At 53.8% G+C, this 18286-nt stretch carries 24 protein-coding genes; 12 read left to right on the top strand and 12 right to left on the bottom strand.

Features of this window, described 5'->3' with window-relative positions; genetic code table 11:
• The first annotated feature begins 494 nt into the window (after nucleotides 1-494).
• Entirely contained in the window at nucleotides 495-1037 is a 543-nt protein-coding gene (locus tag BLT01_RS10200; RefSeq protein ID WP_092097578.1) for a DUF4256 domain-containing protein, read from the top strand.
• A gap of 136 nt (nucleotides 1038-1173) precedes the next feature.
• Here the strand turns inward: BLT01_RS10200 and BLT01_RS10195 are convergent, their stop codons facing one another.
• A complete protein-coding gene (locus tag BLT01_RS10195; RefSeq protein WP_092097577.1) occupies nucleotides 1174-2766 on the bottom strand; it encodes a long-chain-fatty-acid--CoA ligase in 1593 nt (530 codons plus the stop codon).
• A 203-nt stretch (nucleotides 2767-2969) separates the two neighbouring features.
• Between BLT01_RS10195 and BLT01_RS10190 the strand changes: the two genes are divergently transcribed.
• Nucleotides 2970-3296, top strand: a complete 327-nt coding sequence (locus BLT01_RS10190) for a four-helix bundle copper-binding protein (RefSeq protein WP_092097576.1) — start codon at nucleotides 2970-2972, stop codon at nucleotides 3294-3296.
• Nucleotides 3297-3347: 51 nt separating this feature from the next.
• Here BLT01_RS10190 and BLT01_RS10185 read toward each other — a convergent pair whose 3' ends face one another.
• Both BLT01_RS10185 and BLT01_RS10180 read right to left on the bottom strand, forming a co-directional pair.
• Complete coding sequence (locus BLT01_RS10185; protein ID WP_092097575.1) at nucleotides 3348-4022, bottom strand: response regulator transcription factor; 675 nt, start codon at nucleotides 4020-4022, stop codon at nucleotides 3348-3350.
• A complete protein-coding gene (locus tag BLT01_RS10180; RefSeq protein ID WP_092097574.1) occupies nucleotides 3997-5403 on the bottom strand; it encodes a sensor histidine kinase in 1407 nt (468 codons plus the stop codon). Before BLT01_RS10180 ends, BLT01_RS10185 begins: the two co-directional genes overlap by 26 nt.
• Before the next feature lie 155 nt (nucleotides 5404-5558).
• Between BLT01_RS10180 and BLT01_RS10175 the strand changes: the two genes are divergently transcribed.
• Both BLT01_RS10175 and BLT01_RS10170 read left to right on the top strand, forming a co-directional pair.
• Entirely contained in the window at nucleotides 5559-6176 is a 618-nt protein-coding gene (locus BLT01_RS10175) for a YdhK family protein (RefSeq protein WP_092097573.1), read from the top strand.
• Nucleotides 6177-6250: 74 nt separating this feature from the next.
• Entirely contained in the window at nucleotides 6251-6778 is a 528-nt protein-coding gene (locus BLT01_RS10170) for a PCYCGC motif-containing (lipo)protein (RefSeq protein ID WP_092097572.1), read from the top strand.
• 73 nt (nucleotides 6779-6851) lie between these two features.
• Here the strand turns inward: BLT01_RS10170 and BLT01_RS10165 are convergent, their stop codons facing one another.
• From BLT01_RS10165 to BLT01_RS10155, 3 genes are all read right to left on the bottom strand, one after another.
• The gene (locus BLT01_RS10165) at nucleotides 6852-8390 is read right to left on the bottom strand and encodes a multicopper oxidase family protein (protein ID WP_092097571.1); all 1539 of its coding nucleotides are present in this window, start codon (nucleotides 8388-8390) and stop codon (nucleotides 6852-6854) included.
• 35 nt (nucleotides 8391-8425) lie between these two features.
• Nucleotides 8426-9160 (bottom strand): urease accessory protein UreH domain-containing protein, encoded by a 735-nt coding sequence (locus tag BLT01_RS10160; RefSeq protein ID WP_092097570.1) that lies wholly within the window; start codon nucleotides 9158-9160, stop codon nucleotides 8426-8428.
• 225 nt (nucleotides 9161-9385) lie between these two features.
• Nucleotides 9386-9571, bottom strand: a complete 186-nt coding sequence (locus BLT01_RS10155; RefSeq protein WP_092097569.1) for a hypothetical protein — start codon at nucleotides 9569-9571, stop codon at nucleotides 9386-9388.
• Between the two features lie 124 nt (nucleotides 9572-9695).
• Between BLT01_RS10155 and BLT01_RS10150 the strand changes: the two genes are divergently transcribed.
• The 3 genes from BLT01_RS10150 (at nucleotide 9696) to BLT01_RS10140 (ending at nucleotide 10735) form a co-directional block, all read left to right on the top strand.
• Nucleotides 9696-10019, top strand: a complete 324-nt coding sequence (locus tag BLT01_RS10150; RefSeq protein ID WP_092097568.1) for a DMT family transporter — start codon at nucleotides 9696-9698, stop codon at nucleotides 10017-10019.
• A complete protein-coding gene (locus BLT01_RS10145; protein WP_092097588.1) occupies nucleotides 10019-10363 on the top strand; it encodes a DMT family transporter in 345 nt (114 codons plus the stop codon). The genes BLT01_RS10150 and BLT01_RS10145 overlap by 1 nt, the downstream gene beginning before the upstream one ends.
• Nucleotides 10364-10477: 114 nt before the next feature.
• The gene (locus tag BLT01_RS10140; protein ID WP_092097567.1) at nucleotides 10478-10735 is read left to right on the top strand and encodes a hypothetical protein; all 258 of its coding nucleotides are present in this window, start codon (nucleotides 10478-10480) and stop codon (nucleotides 10733-10735) included.
• A 425-nt stretch (nucleotides 10736-11160) separates the two neighbouring features.
• On the opposite strand, the gene BLT01_RS10135 is transcribed toward BLT01_RS10140, so the two are convergent.
• From BLT01_RS10135 to BLT01_RS10125, 3 genes are all read right to left on the bottom strand, one after another.
• The gene (locus tag BLT01_RS10135; RefSeq protein WP_092097587.1) at nucleotides 11161-11388 is read right to left on the bottom strand and encodes a hypothetical protein; all 228 of its coding nucleotides are present in this window, start codon (nucleotides 11386-11388) and stop codon (nucleotides 11161-11163) included.
• Nucleotides 11389-11579: 191 nt separating this feature from the next.
• Nucleotides 11580-13685, bottom strand: a complete 2106-nt coding sequence (locus BLT01_RS10130) for a heavy metal translocating P-type ATPase (protein ID WP_092097566.1) — start codon at nucleotides 13683-13685, stop codon at nucleotides 11580-11582.
• Nucleotides 13675-14061 carry an ArsR/SmtB family transcription factor gene (locus tag BLT01_RS10125; RefSeq protein WP_092097565.1) on the bottom strand — a complete coding sequence of 129 codons (387 nt, stop codon included), beginning with the start codon at nucleotides 14059-14061 and terminating at the stop codon, nucleotides 13675-13677. The genes BLT01_RS10130 and BLT01_RS10125 overlap by 11 nt, the downstream gene beginning before the upstream one ends.
• Nucleotides 14062-14271: 210 nt before the next feature.
• Here BLT01_RS10125 and BLT01_RS15235 point away from each other — a divergent pair, with 210 nt between their 5' ends.
• The 5 genes from BLT01_RS15235 to BLT01_RS10105 all read left to right on the top strand — a co-directional run bounded on the left by BLT01_RS15235 (nucleotide 14272) and on the right by BLT01_RS10105 (nucleotide 16637).
• Nucleotides 14272-14439, top strand: coding sequence for a hypothetical protein (locus BLT01_RS15235; RefSeq protein ID WP_176765115.1), 168 nt, complete (start codon nucleotides 14272-14274; stop codon nucleotides 14437-14439).
• A 135-nt stretch (nucleotides 14440-14574) separates the two neighbouring features.
• Nucleotides 14575-14880 (top strand): antibiotic biosynthesis monooxygenase family protein, encoded by a 306-nt coding sequence (locus BLT01_RS10120; RefSeq protein WP_092097564.1) that lies wholly within the window; start codon nucleotides 14575-14577, stop codon nucleotides 14878-14880.
• A complete protein-coding gene (locus BLT01_RS10115) occupies nucleotides 14877-15242 on the top strand; it encodes a globin family protein (RefSeq protein WP_092097563.1) in 366 nt (121 codons plus the stop codon). Before BLT01_RS10120 ends, BLT01_RS10115 begins: the two co-directional genes overlap by 4 nt.
• On the top strand, nucleotides 15239-15916 hold the full coding sequence (locus BLT01_RS10110) for a cobalamin B12-binding domain-containing protein (RefSeq protein WP_092097562.1): 678 nt from the start codon (nucleotides 15239-15241) through the stop codon (nucleotides 15914-15916). The genes BLT01_RS10115 and BLT01_RS10110 overlap by 4 nt, the downstream gene beginning before the upstream one ends.
• Nucleotides 15870-16637 carry an STAS domain-containing protein gene (locus BLT01_RS10105; RefSeq protein WP_092097561.1) on the top strand — a complete coding sequence of 256 codons (768 nt, stop codon included), beginning with the start codon at nucleotides 15870-15872 and terminating at the stop codon, nucleotides 16635-16637. Before BLT01_RS10110 ends, BLT01_RS10105 begins: the two co-directional genes overlap by 47 nt.
• 44 nt (nucleotides 16638-16681) lie before the next feature.
• Here the strand turns inward: BLT01_RS10105 and BLT01_RS10100 are convergent, their stop codons facing one another.
• The 3 genes from BLT01_RS10100 to BLT01_RS10090 all read right to left on the bottom strand — a co-directional run bounded on the left by BLT01_RS10100 (nucleotide 16682) and on the right by BLT01_RS10090 (nucleotide 17987).
• On the bottom strand, nucleotides 16682-16942 hold the full coding sequence (locus BLT01_RS10100; RefSeq protein ID WP_092097560.1) for an adhesin: 261 nt from the start codon (nucleotides 16940-16942) through the stop codon (nucleotides 16682-16684).
• 64 nt (nucleotides 16943-17006) lie between these two features.
• Entirely contained in the window at nucleotides 17007-17189 is a 183-nt protein-coding gene (locus BLT01_RS10095) for a hypothetical protein (RefSeq protein ID WP_092097559.1), read from the bottom strand.
• A 12-nt stretch (nucleotides 17190-17201) separates the two neighbouring features.
• Nucleotides 17202-17987: a class I SAM-dependent methyltransferase gene (locus BLT01_RS10090; RefSeq protein WP_092097558.1), complete on the bottom strand. Its 786-nt coding sequence runs from the start codon at nucleotides 17985-17987 to the stop codon at nucleotides 17202-17204.
• Nucleotides 17988-18286: the final 299 nt, after the last annotated feature.

Below are 18286 nucleotides of genomic sequence, written 5' to 3'. Positions count from 1 at the left end.
CGACAGAAGACCGGATCGAGGCGCTGAATGCATTTGCGGAAAAGCGGAAACCGGAGTTTAAAGGGAAATAAGAGGAAAGCCGGAAAGTCCGTCGCGGGACTTTCCGGCTTTTTGTTTGAGGCGACGTGCTTGTTGCACGTCGGGGGCCATGCATCAATTCCGGAGGCCATGCGGCAATTCCCGATCCCATGTAGCAAATCCGGATCCCATGTAGCAAATCCGGATCCCATGCGGCAATTCCAGATCCCATGCGGCAATTCCGGATCCCATGCAGCAAATCCGGATCCCATGCGGCAATTCCAGATCCCATGTAGCAAATCCGGATCCCATGCAGCAAATCCGGATCCCATGCGGCAATTCCCGATGCCATGAGGCAAATCCCGATCCCATGTAGCAATTCGGTCCTTCTTATTCCAAGTGGTTTCATCGTTACGAGCGGGTTGCGGAATGAAATTTCGGTATACTGATCCTATCCCTATAAAGGAGGCTTTCCTATGACACAAAGTCATGAAGAACTGATCGACATACTCAAGACACGCTTCGAAGAAAACATGCATCGCCACGAAGGCATCGATTGGGCGGACGTCCAGTCCCGCTTGGAATCAAACCCGGACAAGCTCCGCTCCCTCCAGGCGATGGAAGACACCGAAGGCGAGCCGGATGTGGTCGGAAAAGATCCGGAAACGGGCGAGTATCTGTTCTACGACTGCTCGCCGGAAAGCCCGCAAGGCCGCCGGAGTGTCTGCTATGACCGGGAAGCGCTCGAGAAGAGAAAAAAGAACAAGCCGGAGACGTCTGCGATGGATCTGGCCACCGAGATGGGCATCGAGATGCTGACAGAGGAAGAATACCGGCATCTGCAGGAACTGGAGCAGGTCGACAAAAAGACATCAAGCTGGGTGCAGACGCCGGAGCGCATCCGCAAGCTCGGCGGCGCCCTTTTCTGCGACCGCCGGTATGATACCGTCTTCCTCTACCACAACGGGGCCGATTCGTATTACGCTGCCAGAGGGTTCCGCGGTTCTCTTAAAGTGTAAAAAATAAGGTATCGAACATTTTCCCGTGGATATCAATCACTTTCAACCCGATATCAATCACTTCCACAAGGATATCGAGCACCCACCCCCCATATCAAAAAGCCGCCCAAAAGTGATGGCGGCTTTTCATGTGGATTCAGTTCACCTTCGTCGCGCCTTCCCAGAACATTTCGCGCAACTTGAACTTCTGCAGCTTCCCGGTTGCGGTTTTCGGGAGGGCGTCGACGATTTCGACCGACTTCGGCGCCTTGAAGTGGGCCATGTTGTCGCGGCAGAACTGGATGATGTCCTGTTCGGTCGCCGGGCGGTCCTCGTGCAGGACGACGATCGCCTTCGGGACTTCTCCCCACTTCTCGTCCGGAACGGCGATGACGGCCGCTTCCAGTACAGATCCGTGCTTATAAAGCACGCCTTCGATTTCGGTCGAGGAGATGTTCTCGCCGCCGGAGATGATCATGTCCTTGGCGCGGTCACGGATTTCGATGTAGCCGTCCGGATAGGTGACGGCGAGATCGCCGGTATGGAACCAGCCGTCACGGATCGCTTCGGCGGTCTTTTCCGGATCCTTGTAGTAGCCGTCCATGACGACGTTGCCGCGTGTGACGATCTCACCGAGCTCCATGCCGTCCCAGTCCACTTCGGTGCCGTCTTCGCGGACCACTTTCGTCTCGCCGTTAAAGGCGAGCTCGATGCCCTGGCGCGCCTTGATCGCCGCCTGCTCGTCCGCGGACTTCTCGTCGAATTCCACCTTCCACTCATTGTAAAGGATGAACGGCGACGTCTCGGTGAGGCCATAGACATGCATCATGTTCAGGCCGAGCAGGTCCTGGGCGCGCTGGATCAGCGCTGCCGCCGGCGGAGAGCCCGCCGTTGCCATGCGGGGCTTTGTCGTCATCTGCACTTCCTGGGCCTTCGGTTCGTTGACGAGCATATTGACGACAGTCGGGGCGCCGCACAGCAGGCTGATCTTCTTGTCTTCGAACAGGTCGAGGATCAGCGACGGAACCACTTTCCGCAGGCATACATGTGTCCCGCCGGCCGCCGTGATCGCCCATACCCCGCCCCAGCCGTTCGCATGGAACATCGGGAGCGTATGGAGATAGACGTCGTCATGCTTCACGCTCAAGTGGTACAAGAAGTTCGCCGCGTTCAGGTAGTTTCCGCGATGCGTCAGCATGACGCCCTTCGGCCGGGACGTCGTGCCGCTCGTGTAATTGAGCGTCAGCAGCTGATTTTCATCGATCTGCACTTCAGGCACCTTCGCGTCTTCCGGCACGTTCCCGATAAACGCCTCGTAGTCCGCCGCAGGCAGGCCATGTTCCGCTCCGTCCACCTTCACGACAACGAATTGGTCGAAGTTCAGCCTGTCCTCAATCTCCTTGATCGGAGCGGTGAACTCCTCGTCGACGATGAGCATCTTGGAGTCGCTATGGTTCAGGATATACTCCATATCCGCCGGCGAAATCCGGTAGTTCAGCGGCACCATGACCGCTCCGATCTGGCAGATGCCATAGAAGGCCTCGAGCATGTAATGCGTGTTTGGAAGCATCACCGCGATATGGTCCCCTTCCCGGATGCCGGCGTGATGCAGTGCGACGGACAGCCGGTCCGCCCGCTCTGCAAACTCTTTATACGTAAATTCGTGATCTTCATCAATCACCGCAATCTTATCCGGGTAGTACTTGACCGCCCTCCGCTTCCAGTCAAGCGGCGTCAGTGCAGCAAACATGGAACCCCTCCCATTCGGAACAGTTTATCTTATCAGAATTATTTTAATAGAAGGAGTGGGGATTTACAAGAACAGCTGCACCACATGCACGTTGTTTGCATTTTCAATGGAGTTTCGATGCACTTTTGCATTTGAGGTTTTCTTGCCTTCACACTGGGAAATTAGACGACTGAAGGGCCGATCACAAATAGGAGGTTGATGAAATGCCACACCATCAGCATCAGGAACTTTTGAAGACGCTCCATGAATGTATGGCTGCATGCAACCATTGTTTTGACGCATGTCTCAAGGAAGAAGACATGAAAATGATGGCTGAATGCATCCGGCTTGACCGGGAGTGCGCGGACATCTGCGCTTATCTGGAGGCAGCGATTACCCGTAACTCACCATTTGTCTCGCAACTCGCAAAAGTTTGTGCACAAATCTGCGAGACTTGCGCAGAAGAATGCCGGAAGCATGACCACGACCATTGCCAAGAATGTGCGGATGCGTGCATGAAGTGCGCGGAAGCATGCAGGAGTGTCGCGTAATAAATAAGATGAAACAAGCAGGAGGCCCCAACGCCTCCTGCTTGTTTTATCTCACCGAGCATCCCACTTGTACCCGACTCCCCGGACCGTGAGAAGATGACGGTCGATCGGGAATCCGGAGCACCTGATTTTCTCGCGGAGGTTGCGGATATGGGAATCGACCGTTCGGCCTTCGGTCTCCGTATCCCATCCCCACACATGCCCCAACAGCGTTTCGCGGTCGAACACGCGGCCCGGTTCTCTCATGAGCAGGCCGAGAAGCTCAAATTCTTTCGGCGTCAGCCGAATGTTCGTACCGTGAAATTTGAGCCTGAAGCGGTCGCGCTCCCAAACGAGCCCCTCTGTTTCAAGAACGTCTTGCCGCCCCGCCCTGCGGAGAAGAGCACGGACGCGGGCGACCAGTTCATCTTCTTCAAACGGCTTGGCCATATAATCGTCCGCTCCGGTTTCCAGCCCCTTCACGATATCAGCTGTTTCTCCCATGGCCGTCAGCATCAGGATCGGAAGGTCGGCTGACCTGCGGCGCATTTCCCTGCATACTGCCCAGCCGTCCATGTGCGGCATCATGAGATCCAAAATCACCAGGTGCAGGTCGACCTGTTCCGCCATCTTCAGCGCCTCTTCACCCGACTCTGCCTTCAGGCAGTCAAACCCATGCGGCTCAAGGAACAATTGAAGAAGGTCCAACATCATCGGTTCATCATCCACCAGAAGAATGCGTGCCATCGTCTCCCCCCTTATCAAGCAATATGGTCATGACGGTCCCGCCGGCCGGCCGGCGACGTGCCTCGATTTGACCGCCGTGCGCCTCGATGATCTCCTTGACGATCGCAAGGCCCAGCCCGGTTCCGCCACTTTTTCTCGATCTGGACTTATCCACCCGGTAAAATCGGTCGAACACCGTCGATAGTTCATCTTCAGGAATTCCCTCCCCTTCATCTGCCACTTCCACCTTAACCGAATCTTTCAGAACGGTCGCCTGCAGATGGACCTGCTTTCCGGCAGGAGTATGTTTCAGCGCGTTATCCAGAAGGTTCAAGAGCACTTGCTGAAAACGGGTAGCGTCCAGCCTTACAACTAACCGTTCAGGAATGTTGCACAACAGCTGCACCCCTTTTTCTTCGAATGCGGGCCTCACCAGTGAAAGCACGGAATCCGCAAGCGCGGATAACTTCACAGGGGACAGTCTCACCGCGAAGTCGTTTTGGTCCAGACGGGCCAGTTCGAACAGTTGGCCAACCAGTTTGCTGAGATGGTGCGCTTCTTCCCGGATGATCGCACTGTATTTCTCCCGTGCTTCGCCGCTGATTCCCGGCTTCATGGCAAGGTCCGCGTATCCTTGGATATAGGTCATCGGTGTACGGAGCTCGTGTGCCACACTGGCCAGAAAGGCATTCCGTTCGTTTTTCATGCGGTCCAAGTCTTTGGAAAGCTTCCCGATGGATCTCGCCAGATCGCCCAGTTCATCCTGCCGTCCGGTATCCAGCCCGGCAGGATGCCCCCCCCTTGCGAGCTGTTCCGTCACACGCTTCATCCGGAGAAGCGGCCTTGTGATGAAGCGTGTCAGGAACGGGATGACCAGAAGGGTGAGCAGCAGCGATAAAATCCCGACCGAGAGGAAACGCCCGCCAAGTTCCCCCAGCATCTCCCGGATGATCGAAGTGGGGGCAAACATATAGACATGTCCGTAATGTCTTCCCTCGATCGTGATCGGGCTGTCGGTGGCAATGTATTTGTTTTTCCTCCAGCCTGACTCGATCACCCGGCCGGCGTGCGGAGCAGACTCGCGGTCGGCCTCGCGGATCGTCGCTGTCAAAGCGGAATCGACCGGTCCGGACTGCCGGATGATTTCTCCTTCCGCATCAGTGATGACCACGATAAAGTCTGATGCCGACTCCATGACCGTGACGTGGCTCAAAGTGGACTCATCATAAGTGTCTTCCAGCACATCCCGGTGGGTGTTCCCTCTTGCCAGCAATTGCCCCGACACTTCATCGACCCGCTCATCCACAAGAGACACATACAGGCCGACATACAGTAAAAGCTCCATCATCATCAGGATGGCGAATAAGAGCAGGCCCAACCGGATCGACAGCTTGCTGAACATGACATGTCCTCCCTTCAGCCGTTTTCCATTCTATTCTATCTCAGGTGTATGGACTTTCTGTGCAGAAATCTCTCAACAAGCTTTCACCGGGTCTGCACAGAACCTGCACGAAAAGCGGGTATCGTAGGGAGGTGATCAAAAAGGAGGCCGAAAACATGACCTTTTGGAAATGGAAACCAGCCGTAGCGGCAGGTGCACTTGCCCTCTTCCTTGCAGGCTGCCAGTCAGGGACAGACACTGCGGAAGACGAGACACCGGATAAAGAGCAGACCGAACAGTCCACTGAGCATGAGTCCGGCGGAGAAGAGCACAGCCAGGACGGAAACCAGGATTCCCATGCCATGCACAGCAGTTCAGGAGAAGTTCCGGACAATCTGATGGAAGCGGATGATCCGACATTCCCCGTCGGCAGTGAGGTTATGATGAACGCCGACCATATGCCGGGAATGGACGAAGTCGAGGCGATAGTCAGCGGAGCGTATACCACCACCGCCTACTCGGTGAGTTACACGCCTGCTGACGGCGGCGAGCCGGTAAAAGATCATAAGTGGGTCGTCCATGAAGAATTGGAGGATCCCGGTGAAGCTCCTCTTGAACCGGGAACAGAAGTCACATTGGACGCTGACCACATGCCCGGCATGGACGGAGCAATTGCGACCATCGACTCTGCAGAACAGACCACCGTCTACATGGTCGACTTTGTGCCGGAAAACAGCGACAAAAAAGTAAAAAATCATAAATGGGTCACAGAGGAAGAATTGTCCGTGAAGTAACAGCGGCAACCTTCGGGGACAGCGTCCGGTTGACGCAGCTCCACGATGAAGATCCGTTCAAGGAGTGAATCCAGATCAAACAATCATTCATATACGGTGCAGCCGCGCTTTCCCTTTTCCTGGCTGCCTGCAGCAACGAAACCGGGACAGCATCGCAGGAATCCGGCAGCCACGAAGAGATGTCCCCGGAGACGGCGGAAACCGGGAACCAGACACGCCTGCCGAACGGCGACCTTCAGGAAACCACGGCTTCTGCCGCAATGCTGCCGAGTTTCCTTGATGACAAACCGGAGGACATGCGGATGATTTATCAGGCTGCCGGTTCCGCCTCCGATATTCTTGAATGGATCCCGTGCTACTGCGGATGCGGGGAAAGTGCAGGCCACAACAGCAACCTCAACTGCTTTGTATCCGAAGTTCGGGAAGACGGCGCCATCGTCTGGGACGATCACGGTACCCGTTGTCCCGTCTGCCTGGAAATTGCCGTGGAATCCATCAACATGGCACAAGACGGCAAGTCCCTGAAAGAGATCCGCAACCATATTGACGAGACATACAACGAAGGATTCGCAGAGCCAACCCCGACGCCGATGCCGGCTTGAGCGGAGAGTGTGCAACCAAAAAACAAGCAGTGGCGCAGGTTTCACCCGCGCCACTGCTTGTTTGTATGTGCACTCAGTATACTTCCACCTGTCCCATCATTCCGTTGTCTTCGTGTTCAAGAATGTGGCAGTGATACATATAGACTCCTTCTTCCGGGAAGGTCACGAGCAGTTTGACCCGCTCCCCCGGCTCGACCAAGACGCTGTCTTTTAAGCCGCGTTCGTTCGGTGCAGGCTCTTTCCCGTCGCGGGAAATGATTTTGAACTGTGTGCCGTGAATGTGGAATGGATGGATCATCCCGCCCATCATATCCGGCTTGTTATAGACTTCCCATACTTCCGGGACGCCTTTCTCCTGCCTCAGATCAATCCGGTCCGGGTCGAACTTTTTGCCATTGATCGTGACCATCTCCATCATTCCGAACAACTCGATCTTCTTGGAAACCGGCATCGCTTTTTCTTCTTCCGTCACGAACGGCTCCCCTGACTCCCATGATGACGGTTCGGCTTCTGCGGACTCAGGATCAAATGCCAGGTCAAACGGCAGCAGGACCGTTCCATCGCCGTCGACGATCGAGACCGGTTCATCGCCATCCATTCCTGAAAAATCGACGAGGATTTCCGCGCGCTCCGAAGCGGAAAGCGTGATTTCTTCCATCTCGACGGGTTCATCCAACATCCCGCCGTCCGAGGCAATCTGCTTGAACTTGGCACCATTGCTGAGGCGGAGCGTATAATTCCGGGCATTCGCCCCATTCAGGACCCGGAAACGCATCTGCGGCTTTTCGACCGTCAGTTTCGGATTGAGTGTACCGTTCACGAGCGAGACATCTCCGACTGTCCCGTCATTGTTCATCAGTTCCTCATAGTCGAGCTGCCGCTTGTCATTAAACAGCCGGTCTTGGAAAATCAGCGGGATGTCATCCACTCCATACTCATCAGGAAGTTCGGATGCATCTGCTTCCTCCACATAGAGCATACCGGCAAGCCCTTTGAACACCTGTTTGGCGGTCAGTTCATGCGGATGAGGATGATACCAAAGCGTGGCGGCCGGCTGGTCCGCCTTGAGGGTGACGACTTTGCTTTCACCCGGCTGGATCTCGTCACTTGGCCCTCCGTCTGCAGGACCGGGGACTTCAAGTCCATGCCAATGGAAGGTCGTCGGTTCGTTCAGCTCATTCCGTACTTTGACACGGACAGTCTCCCCTTCTTTCAGCCTGAGCGTCGGTCCGAGCAGATCCCCGTTATACCCGAAGGTCTGCGTGGATACGCCTTCAAAAAACGGAGTGGTCCCTTCTTGTGCGATCACTTCATAGTCGAACTCTGCATTCTCCTCCCTTTTCAGGAGCGGCGGGATGGCCAGTTCCTGGATGCCCTCCGAAGCCTGAAGCGGCGTGACGTTGTCATGGTCCATATGCCCTTCCATGCCGTTCATACCATCCATGCCTTCCATTTCACCATCGTCCATCTGTCCGTGGTCCATCCCCTGATGCTCGTCTTGCTGCATGTGTCCGTTGTCTGTGGATGGAGCGTCCTGTTGATCGGCAAACGGGTTGGAACACCCTGCCAATGCGAGGAGCAATCCTGCACTAAGCAAATAGGCTTTTTTCATTTTTCTCTCTCCTTATCCCTCTCAGATCCTTATGATCAGATCGTCCAGTAAGTCACAGTGTCCAACACACCAAACACGACCAAGAGGGCACCTGCGGCTTTCTGGACGATGGAGCCGATTTTCCTGCCTGTCTTCATCGAGCGCCGGTCAACGTGCAAATACTCCATGACTCCCAAAACAATCAAAATCGGAAGCGAGGTGGCCACCCCGAACACCGCCGGCAAAATCAGGCCGTAGGAAGTGCTGATGACCGTCGGGATAAGCGACAGGAAAAACAGCACAAACATCGTCGGGCAAAACGCAATGGAAAACATCACGCCCATCAGGAATGACCCTGTCCTGCCCTTTCTCAGCGGTTGTGGAATCTTGGCAGTCAGACGGTTCAGCCACTTCATTTTGAAGACTCCCAGCATGACCAGTCCCCCCGCCACGATAATAGGCCCGATCGCCTTTCGGATGGCAGGGAAATAATCGATGATCTGATCCTGGAACGCCTTTCCGAACCCCCAGGCAAATACCCCCAGCAAGGTGAATGCGGCAACCTTACCCAAAATAAAGGCGCCCACATCCATCCAGTCTGTCCGGCTTTGAAGCGTCCGGCTGCCATAGAACGTGATGGCACTGATGTTGCCCGTGAGCTGGCACGGGGCAACGGCTCCGATGATTCCCAGCAATAGTGCAAATAAGAGCGGCTGGCTCGAATAGGTATAGGACAGGGCATTGAATGGCTCGCTGAGCCAAGCACTGATTTGTGAAAAGAACCCGTACACGCACGTGCCTCCTTCCCCATTCCCTGTCATGATCGTACCGGATGAATGTGAAGAAATGATGCACTTTGTTCTACGATTTTGAGAAATGGGGACAATCAAAAAAGAGAAGCCACCGGCTCCTCCAACTCCATCAGTATAGTGCTCTTCAGAAGCGCTCTTTTTTCTTCCCGGTCCCCAAGCCATCACGTTTGGCAAAGCCAAAAATGCAGCACAAACTCTTTGCCTTTAAGGCTTTGGTCTATCTTTTTTCCTCATGTAATGAATGATCTCTCCAATCACCAATCCGATTGCACCCGCGAAAATGGCCGTTGAATAGTCAGGATCCTCCATCATCCAGCCGACTGCCAGTAACGTTGCAGCCATCACCAGGACAATCAGGAGTAAGTGTCTGACTCGGGATTTCACATCCATCCGCCCGCCCTCCCATTTATTCCCTATCATAGCAATCCAAAAAACGGATGTGTTTCGATTGCCAAAAAACCTTCAGATAGGAGATGCTAGATTCACATCCATCAAAACTAAGCGAGGAAACGTTATGAATGCATACGCACTGTTAGTTGCCGCGATCATCAGCGAGGTAATCGGCAGTTCGCTCCTCAAGGCGACCGACGGGTTCAGAAAGCCCCTGCCGACGCTCGGTGTCGTCGCCGGCTATGGTCTCGCCTTCTATACCCTGTCGCTTACCTTACTGACACTGCCGCTCGGGCTGACCTATGCGGTCTGGTCGGGGCTCGGGACCGCCCTCACCGCGATGGTCGGCGTCATCGTCTATAAGGAAGGGTTCGACGGCCGCAAGCTTGCCGGGCTTGCCATGATTATCGCGGGTGTCATCCTGCTGAATGCGGGAGGTGGCCAATGATGAAAGGCTATCTGTACCTCGCCATTTCCATCATCACCGAAGTGTTCGGCACCGCGATGCTGAAACTGTCGGAGGGGTTCACCGTCCTCCTCCCTTCCCTCGGCGTTGCAGCCGGCTACGGACTGTCGTTCTACTGCCTGTCTCTCTGCCTGAAGACCGTGCCGCTCAGCCTCGCCTATGCCATCTGGTCCGGCATCGGGACCGCCCTAACCGCTCTGCTTGGGGCGCTTTTCTGGGACGAATTGTTCGGCCCGCTTAAAACCGCCGGGCTGCTTCTGATCATCGGCGGCGTTATCCTGTTGAACTCAAACGGAAAGAAAGCAGCCGTGGAACCCGAAACTTAAGGGTCCGCGGCTGTTTTCGACAGTTTTCAAACATCATGCAAGCAGAAGCCTTTCATGAAGATTGGAATGGTATGCTGTGTCTTACAAATCACCATCGATCGGAGGCAAAGGGATATGCGAAAAAAACAGAAAATACTGGCCGCGGCGCTCGTCACGCTCATTATTCTTGCCGCAACGGCAATTGCCTTACTTAAAGACGACCGCTCCGACTCAAGGGTCATCCTGGACCACACCCATAAAACGTACATTGCACCTTCCTGTTTCGAGGAATCGAACCCGACCAATTTCATTGAGAATTCGACCTTGGGAGAAGCCGAGGAGTTGGGCTATCCCCCGCATTCCGCCTGCACAGAAGAAGCGCTGGGTATCTAAAATGAAATATGGCCCGGAAATGTTCTGGGCCTCAGACTGCAGACCAAGTGAGTGAATTGCTCCTTTGTCTGCATTTTTTCTTTTCCATAAAATCCTCAGGATTTCCGTTGCTGGCCCATGCTTACCAAAACTGCATTTGGGTCGCTGGAAGAGAATTGTTGCTCAATGCTAACGCTTTTGAGCACAGACGCCGTTCTTCATGGCGGCATCAGTACGTAGCCTGGCACCTGTGCGATCGCAAACCATTGCGCGCATCCTCAAGTTCTTCGGCTAACACATCTCCCGCAGGTGTCGGTCAATCCGCTCCAATCCGCCATACGGCTTGATGCACCACTGACCGGAAGCGGCTCTTCCACGCCTCCATCATGGCAGCCGGAAATGTCCATGACAGCCATATCACGAATAGTTGATACTATATTCTGAATTCATTTAAAACTAAATAGAGCCATCGCGATCACCAACAAGGATGCTGGGATAAAAACTGTTCCCCAGCTGTTTTTGTCTTTCGTTTTAAATTCGTCTATTCCAATAATCGCAAGGAAAATTCCAAGTAATAAAGAGGATACGGGTGCATATGAAAAATCTTTTGTAATTAAGCTATATACTGATATTGCCATTACAACTAAAGCAAGGATCATTTTAATAATATTCAACCTAATTCTCCTTAATTGCTCACTGATCTGTCCGATTGTTAAGTACATGATTCAATTTACCCTAAACTTTCCATTCCCTTTTAAGCTTTGATACAACAGCAACAAAAGAAGTGGAATTAGCAAACTAATTCCACTTCCAAAACCATTGTGATTGGCGAATTTCTCCGTTAGGAATGTTTCAGACCTGCTTTTTATTCCTTCGTCCTCAACAGCCTCAGCGAGTTGGCGACGACAATCAGGGTGGCGCCCATGTCGGCGAAGATGGCCAGCCAGAGCGTGAGCCATCCCGGCACCACAAGAAGCAGCGCCGCAATTTTGACCAGAATGGCAAATGAGATGTTCTGTTTGATGATGGCCAGCGTTTTTCTGCTTAAGGCGATCGTGTAAGGCAGTTTTTCAAGGTCGTCGGCCATCAGGGCGACATCGGCTGTTTCAAGTGCGGCATCCGTTCCGGCGCCGCCCATGGCGATTCCGACCGTGGCGGCGGCCAGTGCCGGGGCGTCATTGACGCCGTCACCGACCATGGCGACATTTCCGCTTTGTCCGCGCAGTGTTCTGATATAGTTCAGCTTATCTTCAGGCAGCAATTCGGCCCTCGTTTCACTCAGGCCCAGCTGGCGTCCGATTGCCCGGCCGGTGGCCTCGTTGTCTCCCGTCAGCATAACGGTCTTCTCGATCCCCAGCTTATGAAGCTTTTGAATGATGGAGGCACTGCTCTTCCTCAACTGATCCGCCACCGCGACCAGCCCTTTGATCTCCTGCCCGGTACCGAGCAGCATGACGGTTTTTCCCTGCTTCTGAAGATCCTTTACCTGCCGGGATACACGATCAGGGACAGATAGGAGTTCATCAAAGAGGATCGGGCTTCCGATGTAGTAGACGTCGTTTCCAACCGAAGCTTTTGCGCCTTTGCCCGTGATCGACTGAAAATCGGCCGCTTGGACAGATCCCGCTCCCGTCTCTTCCGCCTTGCGGACGATTGCTGAGGCAAGGGGATGCTGCGAGTAGGACTCAATTGCCCTCGAAACGGCCAGAATCTTACCGGTGTCCATGTCGGACAAACTGACCACATCCGTAACCACCGGCTTGCCTTCCGTCAGTGTTCCGGTCTTGTCGAAGGCCACTACTTTCAGCTTCCCTGTCTCTTCCAGGTGGATGCCCCCTTTGATCAGGACGCCTTTCCGGGCCGCGTTGCCGATCGCGGTGACAATGGCGACAGGCGTGGAGATGACGAGCGCGCAAGGGCAGCCCACGACGAGGACCGCGAGCCCGCTGTACACCCACTCGGACCAGGAGGCGCCGAACAGCAGCGGCGGAACGACCGCCACCAGCAAAGCGACCACCATGATGGCGGGCGTGTAGTACTTGGCGAACTTGTCGACAAACTGCTGGGAAGGCGCGCGTTCTGCCTGCGCTTCTTCCACCAGATGGATGATCTTGGCGATCGTCGTGTCTTCCGACCGCTTGGTGACACGGACTTCCAGTGCCCCTTCTTCGTTCAGCGTGCCGGCGAACACTTCGTCCCCGGCAGATTTATGGACCGGGATTGATTCTCCGGTAATGGCCGCCTGGTTGACGGAAGACTGACCTTGGATGACTTCCCCGTCCATGGCGAGCTTCTGGCCGGGCTTGATGAGCATGATGTCGCCGATGCGGACATCTTCCACATCGATTTCCATCACTTCGGTGCCTCGCCGGACCGTGGCCCGGTTCGGCGCGATTTCCATCAGCGTCTTGATCGACTGGCGGGCCTTATCGATGGAGTACGCTTCAAGCGCTTCGCTCACAGCAAAGAGGAACACGACGACCGCTCCCTCGGCCCACTCGCCGATCAGGGCCGCCCCGATGACCGCGACCGTCATCAGTGTCTTCATGTCGAACTCAAGCTTCGTCAGATTCTGCAGCCCCACCTTGAACAGGTCGAACCCGCCGATGAGGATTGCCAAACCGAAAAGCCCGATCGTCACGGGACTCTTTTCCCCCACTTGGAAATAGGAGAGATACCCCGCGATGATGAAGACGAGGGAAATCATCGCCGCGACGTTCTCCCGTTTTTTCCAGAACGGCTCCGGCTTTTTCATCCGCTCCCGTTCCGGATATACCTTGATTCCGTCAAATGCGCCAGCTTTCTCGAGCTGCTCGATGGAGGCGTCGCCTTGGACTGTGACCTTCATCGCCCCGAAGTTCAGCTGGACGTCTTCCACCGTTTCGATGGCACGGATGTTTTTCTCGAATTTAGCGGCACAGTTCGCGCAGGACAGCCCCTGCAGACGGTAGACGTTCCGGTTATCTTCCATGACGGATTCCTTCCTGTTCGTGGATCATGGCAATTGCCACAAGTTGCCGGACGTGATCGTCCTCCAGTGAATAAAATACCATCTTGCCTTCCTTGCGGTATCTGGCGAGCCCCATATTCCGGAGCAGCCTCAGGTGATGTGAAGCCGTGGCGGTTGTGGCGCCGATGATTTGGGCCACATCACACACACACAGCTCTTTTTCCAATGTGAGTGCATAGGCGATCTTGAGCCGGGTGGCATCCGCCAGCGCCTTGAAAATCATCTCGACGCCGCTGACCTGGTCGATTTTCGACCGGATACGGCTGACTTTCTCTTCATCGTAGCAAACTGTTTCGCATGTATCTTTGGAAAGGCTTGTAACCTTTTCGGATGACATCGTTTCACCTCATTATGATAGTCGTTTGAATGTTTGTTTTCATTGTATTCAAGCCCTGTCTTGAATGTCAATCAAATATTCAAACGAACGGGATCATCATGATCGACCTATGCCGATTTCCCTCCCCTTCCGCGGATTTCCTGAAACCTCACCGGCTCTTGAACCGTATAAGCGGCAAGACATACATCCCAAACAGGAGGCGACCGGCTCATGCAAGGCAAGGAACAGGAAGGGCAAAGACAAAAAAAGAAAAAAGACAAAAGCGTCATTACGGAATGTTTCCTGTGGTTCCCTGAACTGCTTGTGTGGCCATTCAGGATTCTCTGGGGGATTCTGACATGGGTCGGCCGATCATTCGGCCGTCTGTTTGACTGGTGATGGCAAAATGGCAGGGGCATCCGTTCGGGTGCCCCTGCCGTTTTTCATATTGGCCGGGAATTCGTGAGGGACGCAACCACTCTCCCGGTATGTTAAACTTGCGACACACGATGAACTGGAAAAAGGGGGAAGCTGATGTATACCGTATTTTCAACATTTGATGTTCCCCCGGACAAAGCGGAGGAAGTCATCGGAATTTATCAAAACCGCTCCCGTCTGGTCGACGAGGCCGAGGGGTTCGTTGATTTCCTGTTGCTGCAGAACGAAAGGCGCCCGGGGGAACTGACTGTACAGCTATTTTTTGATACTAAGGAAAACTATTTGAAATGGGCACGGAGTGAAGACTTCCGGAGGATCCATGAACTTGAGAAAAAGTATCCGGATCAGGAACTGGCCGCCATCATTCCGAAGGTGGCCAAATGTCAGGTGGTGGCCAAGTGAATGTGGATGAGATCGTCGATCAGGTGACCGAAGAAATCTACCGGCTTGAACCGGCCCTCCTGGAACGTTTTGGTGAACAGGGAAAGGCAAAATGCCGGGAAGATAACCACCATCATATGAGACACCTCCGGACCGCCTATGAGCTGGACGAGACGAAAGTGTTCTCCGATTACGCCGTCTGGCTGGACGGCATCTTGACCCGGCACGGCATGAAGACGGAGCATCTTGTCGATAACTTCGGGATGATCAAGTCCCTGCTCGCGGAAGACAACAGTGAACCGGCCAAAAGCTACTGCCAATACCTGATGAGGGCGATCGAGATTCTCAAAGGAAAAAGCGAAACGGAAGAGGTGGGTAATTGACTCATATTGAAATGCTCGCATCCTGCCTGCTCGAAGGCGATCCGGACAAGGCATGGGCGTGTATCGAGAAGTATTCCGGCTCTTCCAAGCCGGATGTTTACCATAACCTCATGACGCCCGCGATGCGGCATATCGGCCATTTATGGGAATCCAATGAAATCACGGTTGCCGATGAACACCTGGCGACCGCGACGTGTGACTTCATCCTTTCAAAGCTTTCGTTCGGCAGCGAAAAAAAACCATCCGCCGGCAGGGCGATGTTCCTATGCCTCGACGGCGAACAGCACTACCTCGGACTGAAAATGGTCGACAGCCTGTTCCGGGAGCATGGCTGGGACACCCGGTATTTTGGGCCCAGCCTGCCTTTGGAATATGCCGTCCAGACAGCAGAAGCCTGGAAGCCGGACGTAATCGGCTTATCCGTCAGCATGGTTTACCATCTGCCGCAACTCCGGGAGTATGCTGAGGCTTTCAGCCGGCTGCCGGAAAAACCGGCCGTCCTGCTTGGCGGTCGCCTGGCAGACCTGTATGACCTGCGGCCGTACTGCACCGGGGACACGGTCATTCTTCGGGATTTGCCGGAAACAGAAACATGGATCCGACACCATGTGATGGGAGGACAGCAGAGTGGAACGACTGAACCTATCCCTTCCTCTCCCGTGTTTGAAAGTTAACAGGGACGGAAGAATCGTCAGTTATTCGGCCCTTGCCGAAGACCATTTTGACCTGAGCAAAGCGCACATCAGATCGCTGGTTGATGAGGGCTCAATCAGCAAGCTGGGCCGGATAAGTTCGGAGTCCGGGCCGGTTCCGGTCAAAATGGAACTGAATATGAAGACCAAAAAGAATCCCCTTGTCCTGTTCGACGTTTACCTTCAGTGGGACACAGAAAACCGCGCCACGATGATGTTCGTTCAGAAAGACCGTTCCAATGAAGAACTGATCGAAAAACTGGCCAGCATCCAAATCCGTCTGGCTTCTACCGATTTCGAGTTATTGGAGAAAAAAGATGAGCTTGAACAAGTGCTCAGACGGATGGATGAACTATCCGGTCCGTTTATCCCGCTTTCCGATACGCTCTGCATGATTCCTTTGTTCGGCGATATCACAGCTGACAAAATCAATGCCATTTCCGACAGTTGTCTGCAATCCGTCTTCAGAGGAAATTATGAAGCGATCCTTTTTGATCTGACAGCCGTAGGAGAAGTGCATGCGGATGGCATCGATAAGTTTATCATGCTGGTCAAGACCCTGAACTTCATGACCGGCAATGTCATCAAGCTGATCGGCATCAAGCCGAACCTCGCAAAAGAGCTGAATCACCATCACCTCGATCACTGGGTCCAGTTCAACCATTCATTAAAAGAGGAACTGAGCACTTATTTGCATCACTAAAAACAGGAGCATCCCCCCCGGATGCTCCTGTTTTTAGTCTCTGTTCAGTTCCGCAGGACAATGCCCCGACCTTCAGGCGTTTCTTCGACGTCAAGCGTCAGAAGGTCCGTGTCGCTCAGCTGTGCATCGATCGCCACGCGGATCCCCTTGATTTCCTGCACAACATCGAACTCCTGCGGCTCGTCGAAAGTGATGGCAAACTGAGGACCAAACTCGCCCGTCTCCACCGTGAGGCGCAGCCCTTCCAGGCCGCGCGCCTCGAGAAATGGCTGCAAAAGCTCCTTGGCTTCTTCTGTAATCAACACATGCCTTCGCTCCTCCGGTCTAACCGTTTTCCAATCGAGTATACCACCGCCTGAACGGATTGGCTCAATCACCGCTTTTTTTCCATTGATAGGGCACCTTCGCCCAATCCCACAAAAGGTTAAACAGGCCGGCTAGGGTACTTATAGCGATCACCATCCCCCATTCGACTTCTCTGTTAAAAATAAACTGCGACAGCGTTAAGCAAGGGAAGAGGAAGAGACTGTAGCGCAAGCTTTTTTTCACCATCGCCATTCCTCCTCATGCATTCTTCAACCAGACCACATGGAATTTATGGTCGATTTCATAGGTCCTGTCTCCAAAAAGCCGGGACAGGTCGGGCTTTAGGCTGTCCATAATCTGTTTCCGCTCGCCCTCTTCCAGGTGCAGCATCCAGGAAAGCGTCTTGAGTCGCTCGCACCAAGTGTCCAACGTGAATGCCACCGTGTAGCTCTCGTTGTACAGCTCTTTCAGGTCAAATCCGTGCGACTGCCATTCCGCGAACCACTCCACGGGGAAACTGCTGATGGATTGGGTGGAATCCGCCTTTCTGCCTGCAGGCTTAATCCGCCCGGGGATCGCTTTTCTCAAGTGGGCGATCGTCTCTTGGACAACCGGATCTGCACTGACAAATCCGGAATCCATGATCAGAAGGTCCCCGCCGGGCCTCAGAATCCTCTTTGCTTCTTTGAGGACGGTCGGTCCGTCGAACCAGTGCCACGCCCGCAGTGCGGTCACAGCATCAAAAGAATGTCCGGGCAGGCCGGTATCTTCCGCGTACCGGTTCACATAGTCAACATCCATACCGCATTCCTGATCAATGAGCTTGGCTTCCCTGATCAGTTCGGCGGACGGCTCGACGCCCGTCACCACTGCCCCCTGCTCCTGAAGCATCCGCGAAAGGACGCCGGTTCCCGCCCCGAGGTCCGCAACCGACCGGCCCCGGAAGTTGATCCCCCTCAACTCCAAGCCCCTGAATATCTCTTCCGTCAGGTCATTTCTGTAGAGCGCATAGCCCTTCGCCACTTGTCCGAAGTCCGCTTTCATTGAAAGACCTCCTACTCTATATGTATTTCTTCATACCAACCAACAAATCAAAATGATGACAAAAAACAAACTGTAATCGAATACTTTTGTCATCTCTTATTCTAAAGGGAATAGGAAAATCCTTCAACTTAAGTTATAAACGGGAGGAATGGAGGAAGGACAGAGGCGGATCGATGACTTCAGGAACAGATTTATGATTCAAATGGAGCATCTTTTACGGAAACCAGTATATTACTTATGTACATAAACTGGTAAAAAAATACATTAAGGTTACTGATTCGTTTAAGCTTCTTTCAATC

This window comes from Bhargavaea beijingensis, from assembly GCF_900101985.1.
GTDB classification, from domain to species: domain Bacteria; phylum Bacillota; class Bacilli; order Bacillales_A; family Planococcaceae; genus Bhargavaea; species Bhargavaea beijingensis.
Note: the sequence above shows the minus strand (reverse complement) of the source record. Positions and strands in the feature narration are given on the sequence as shown.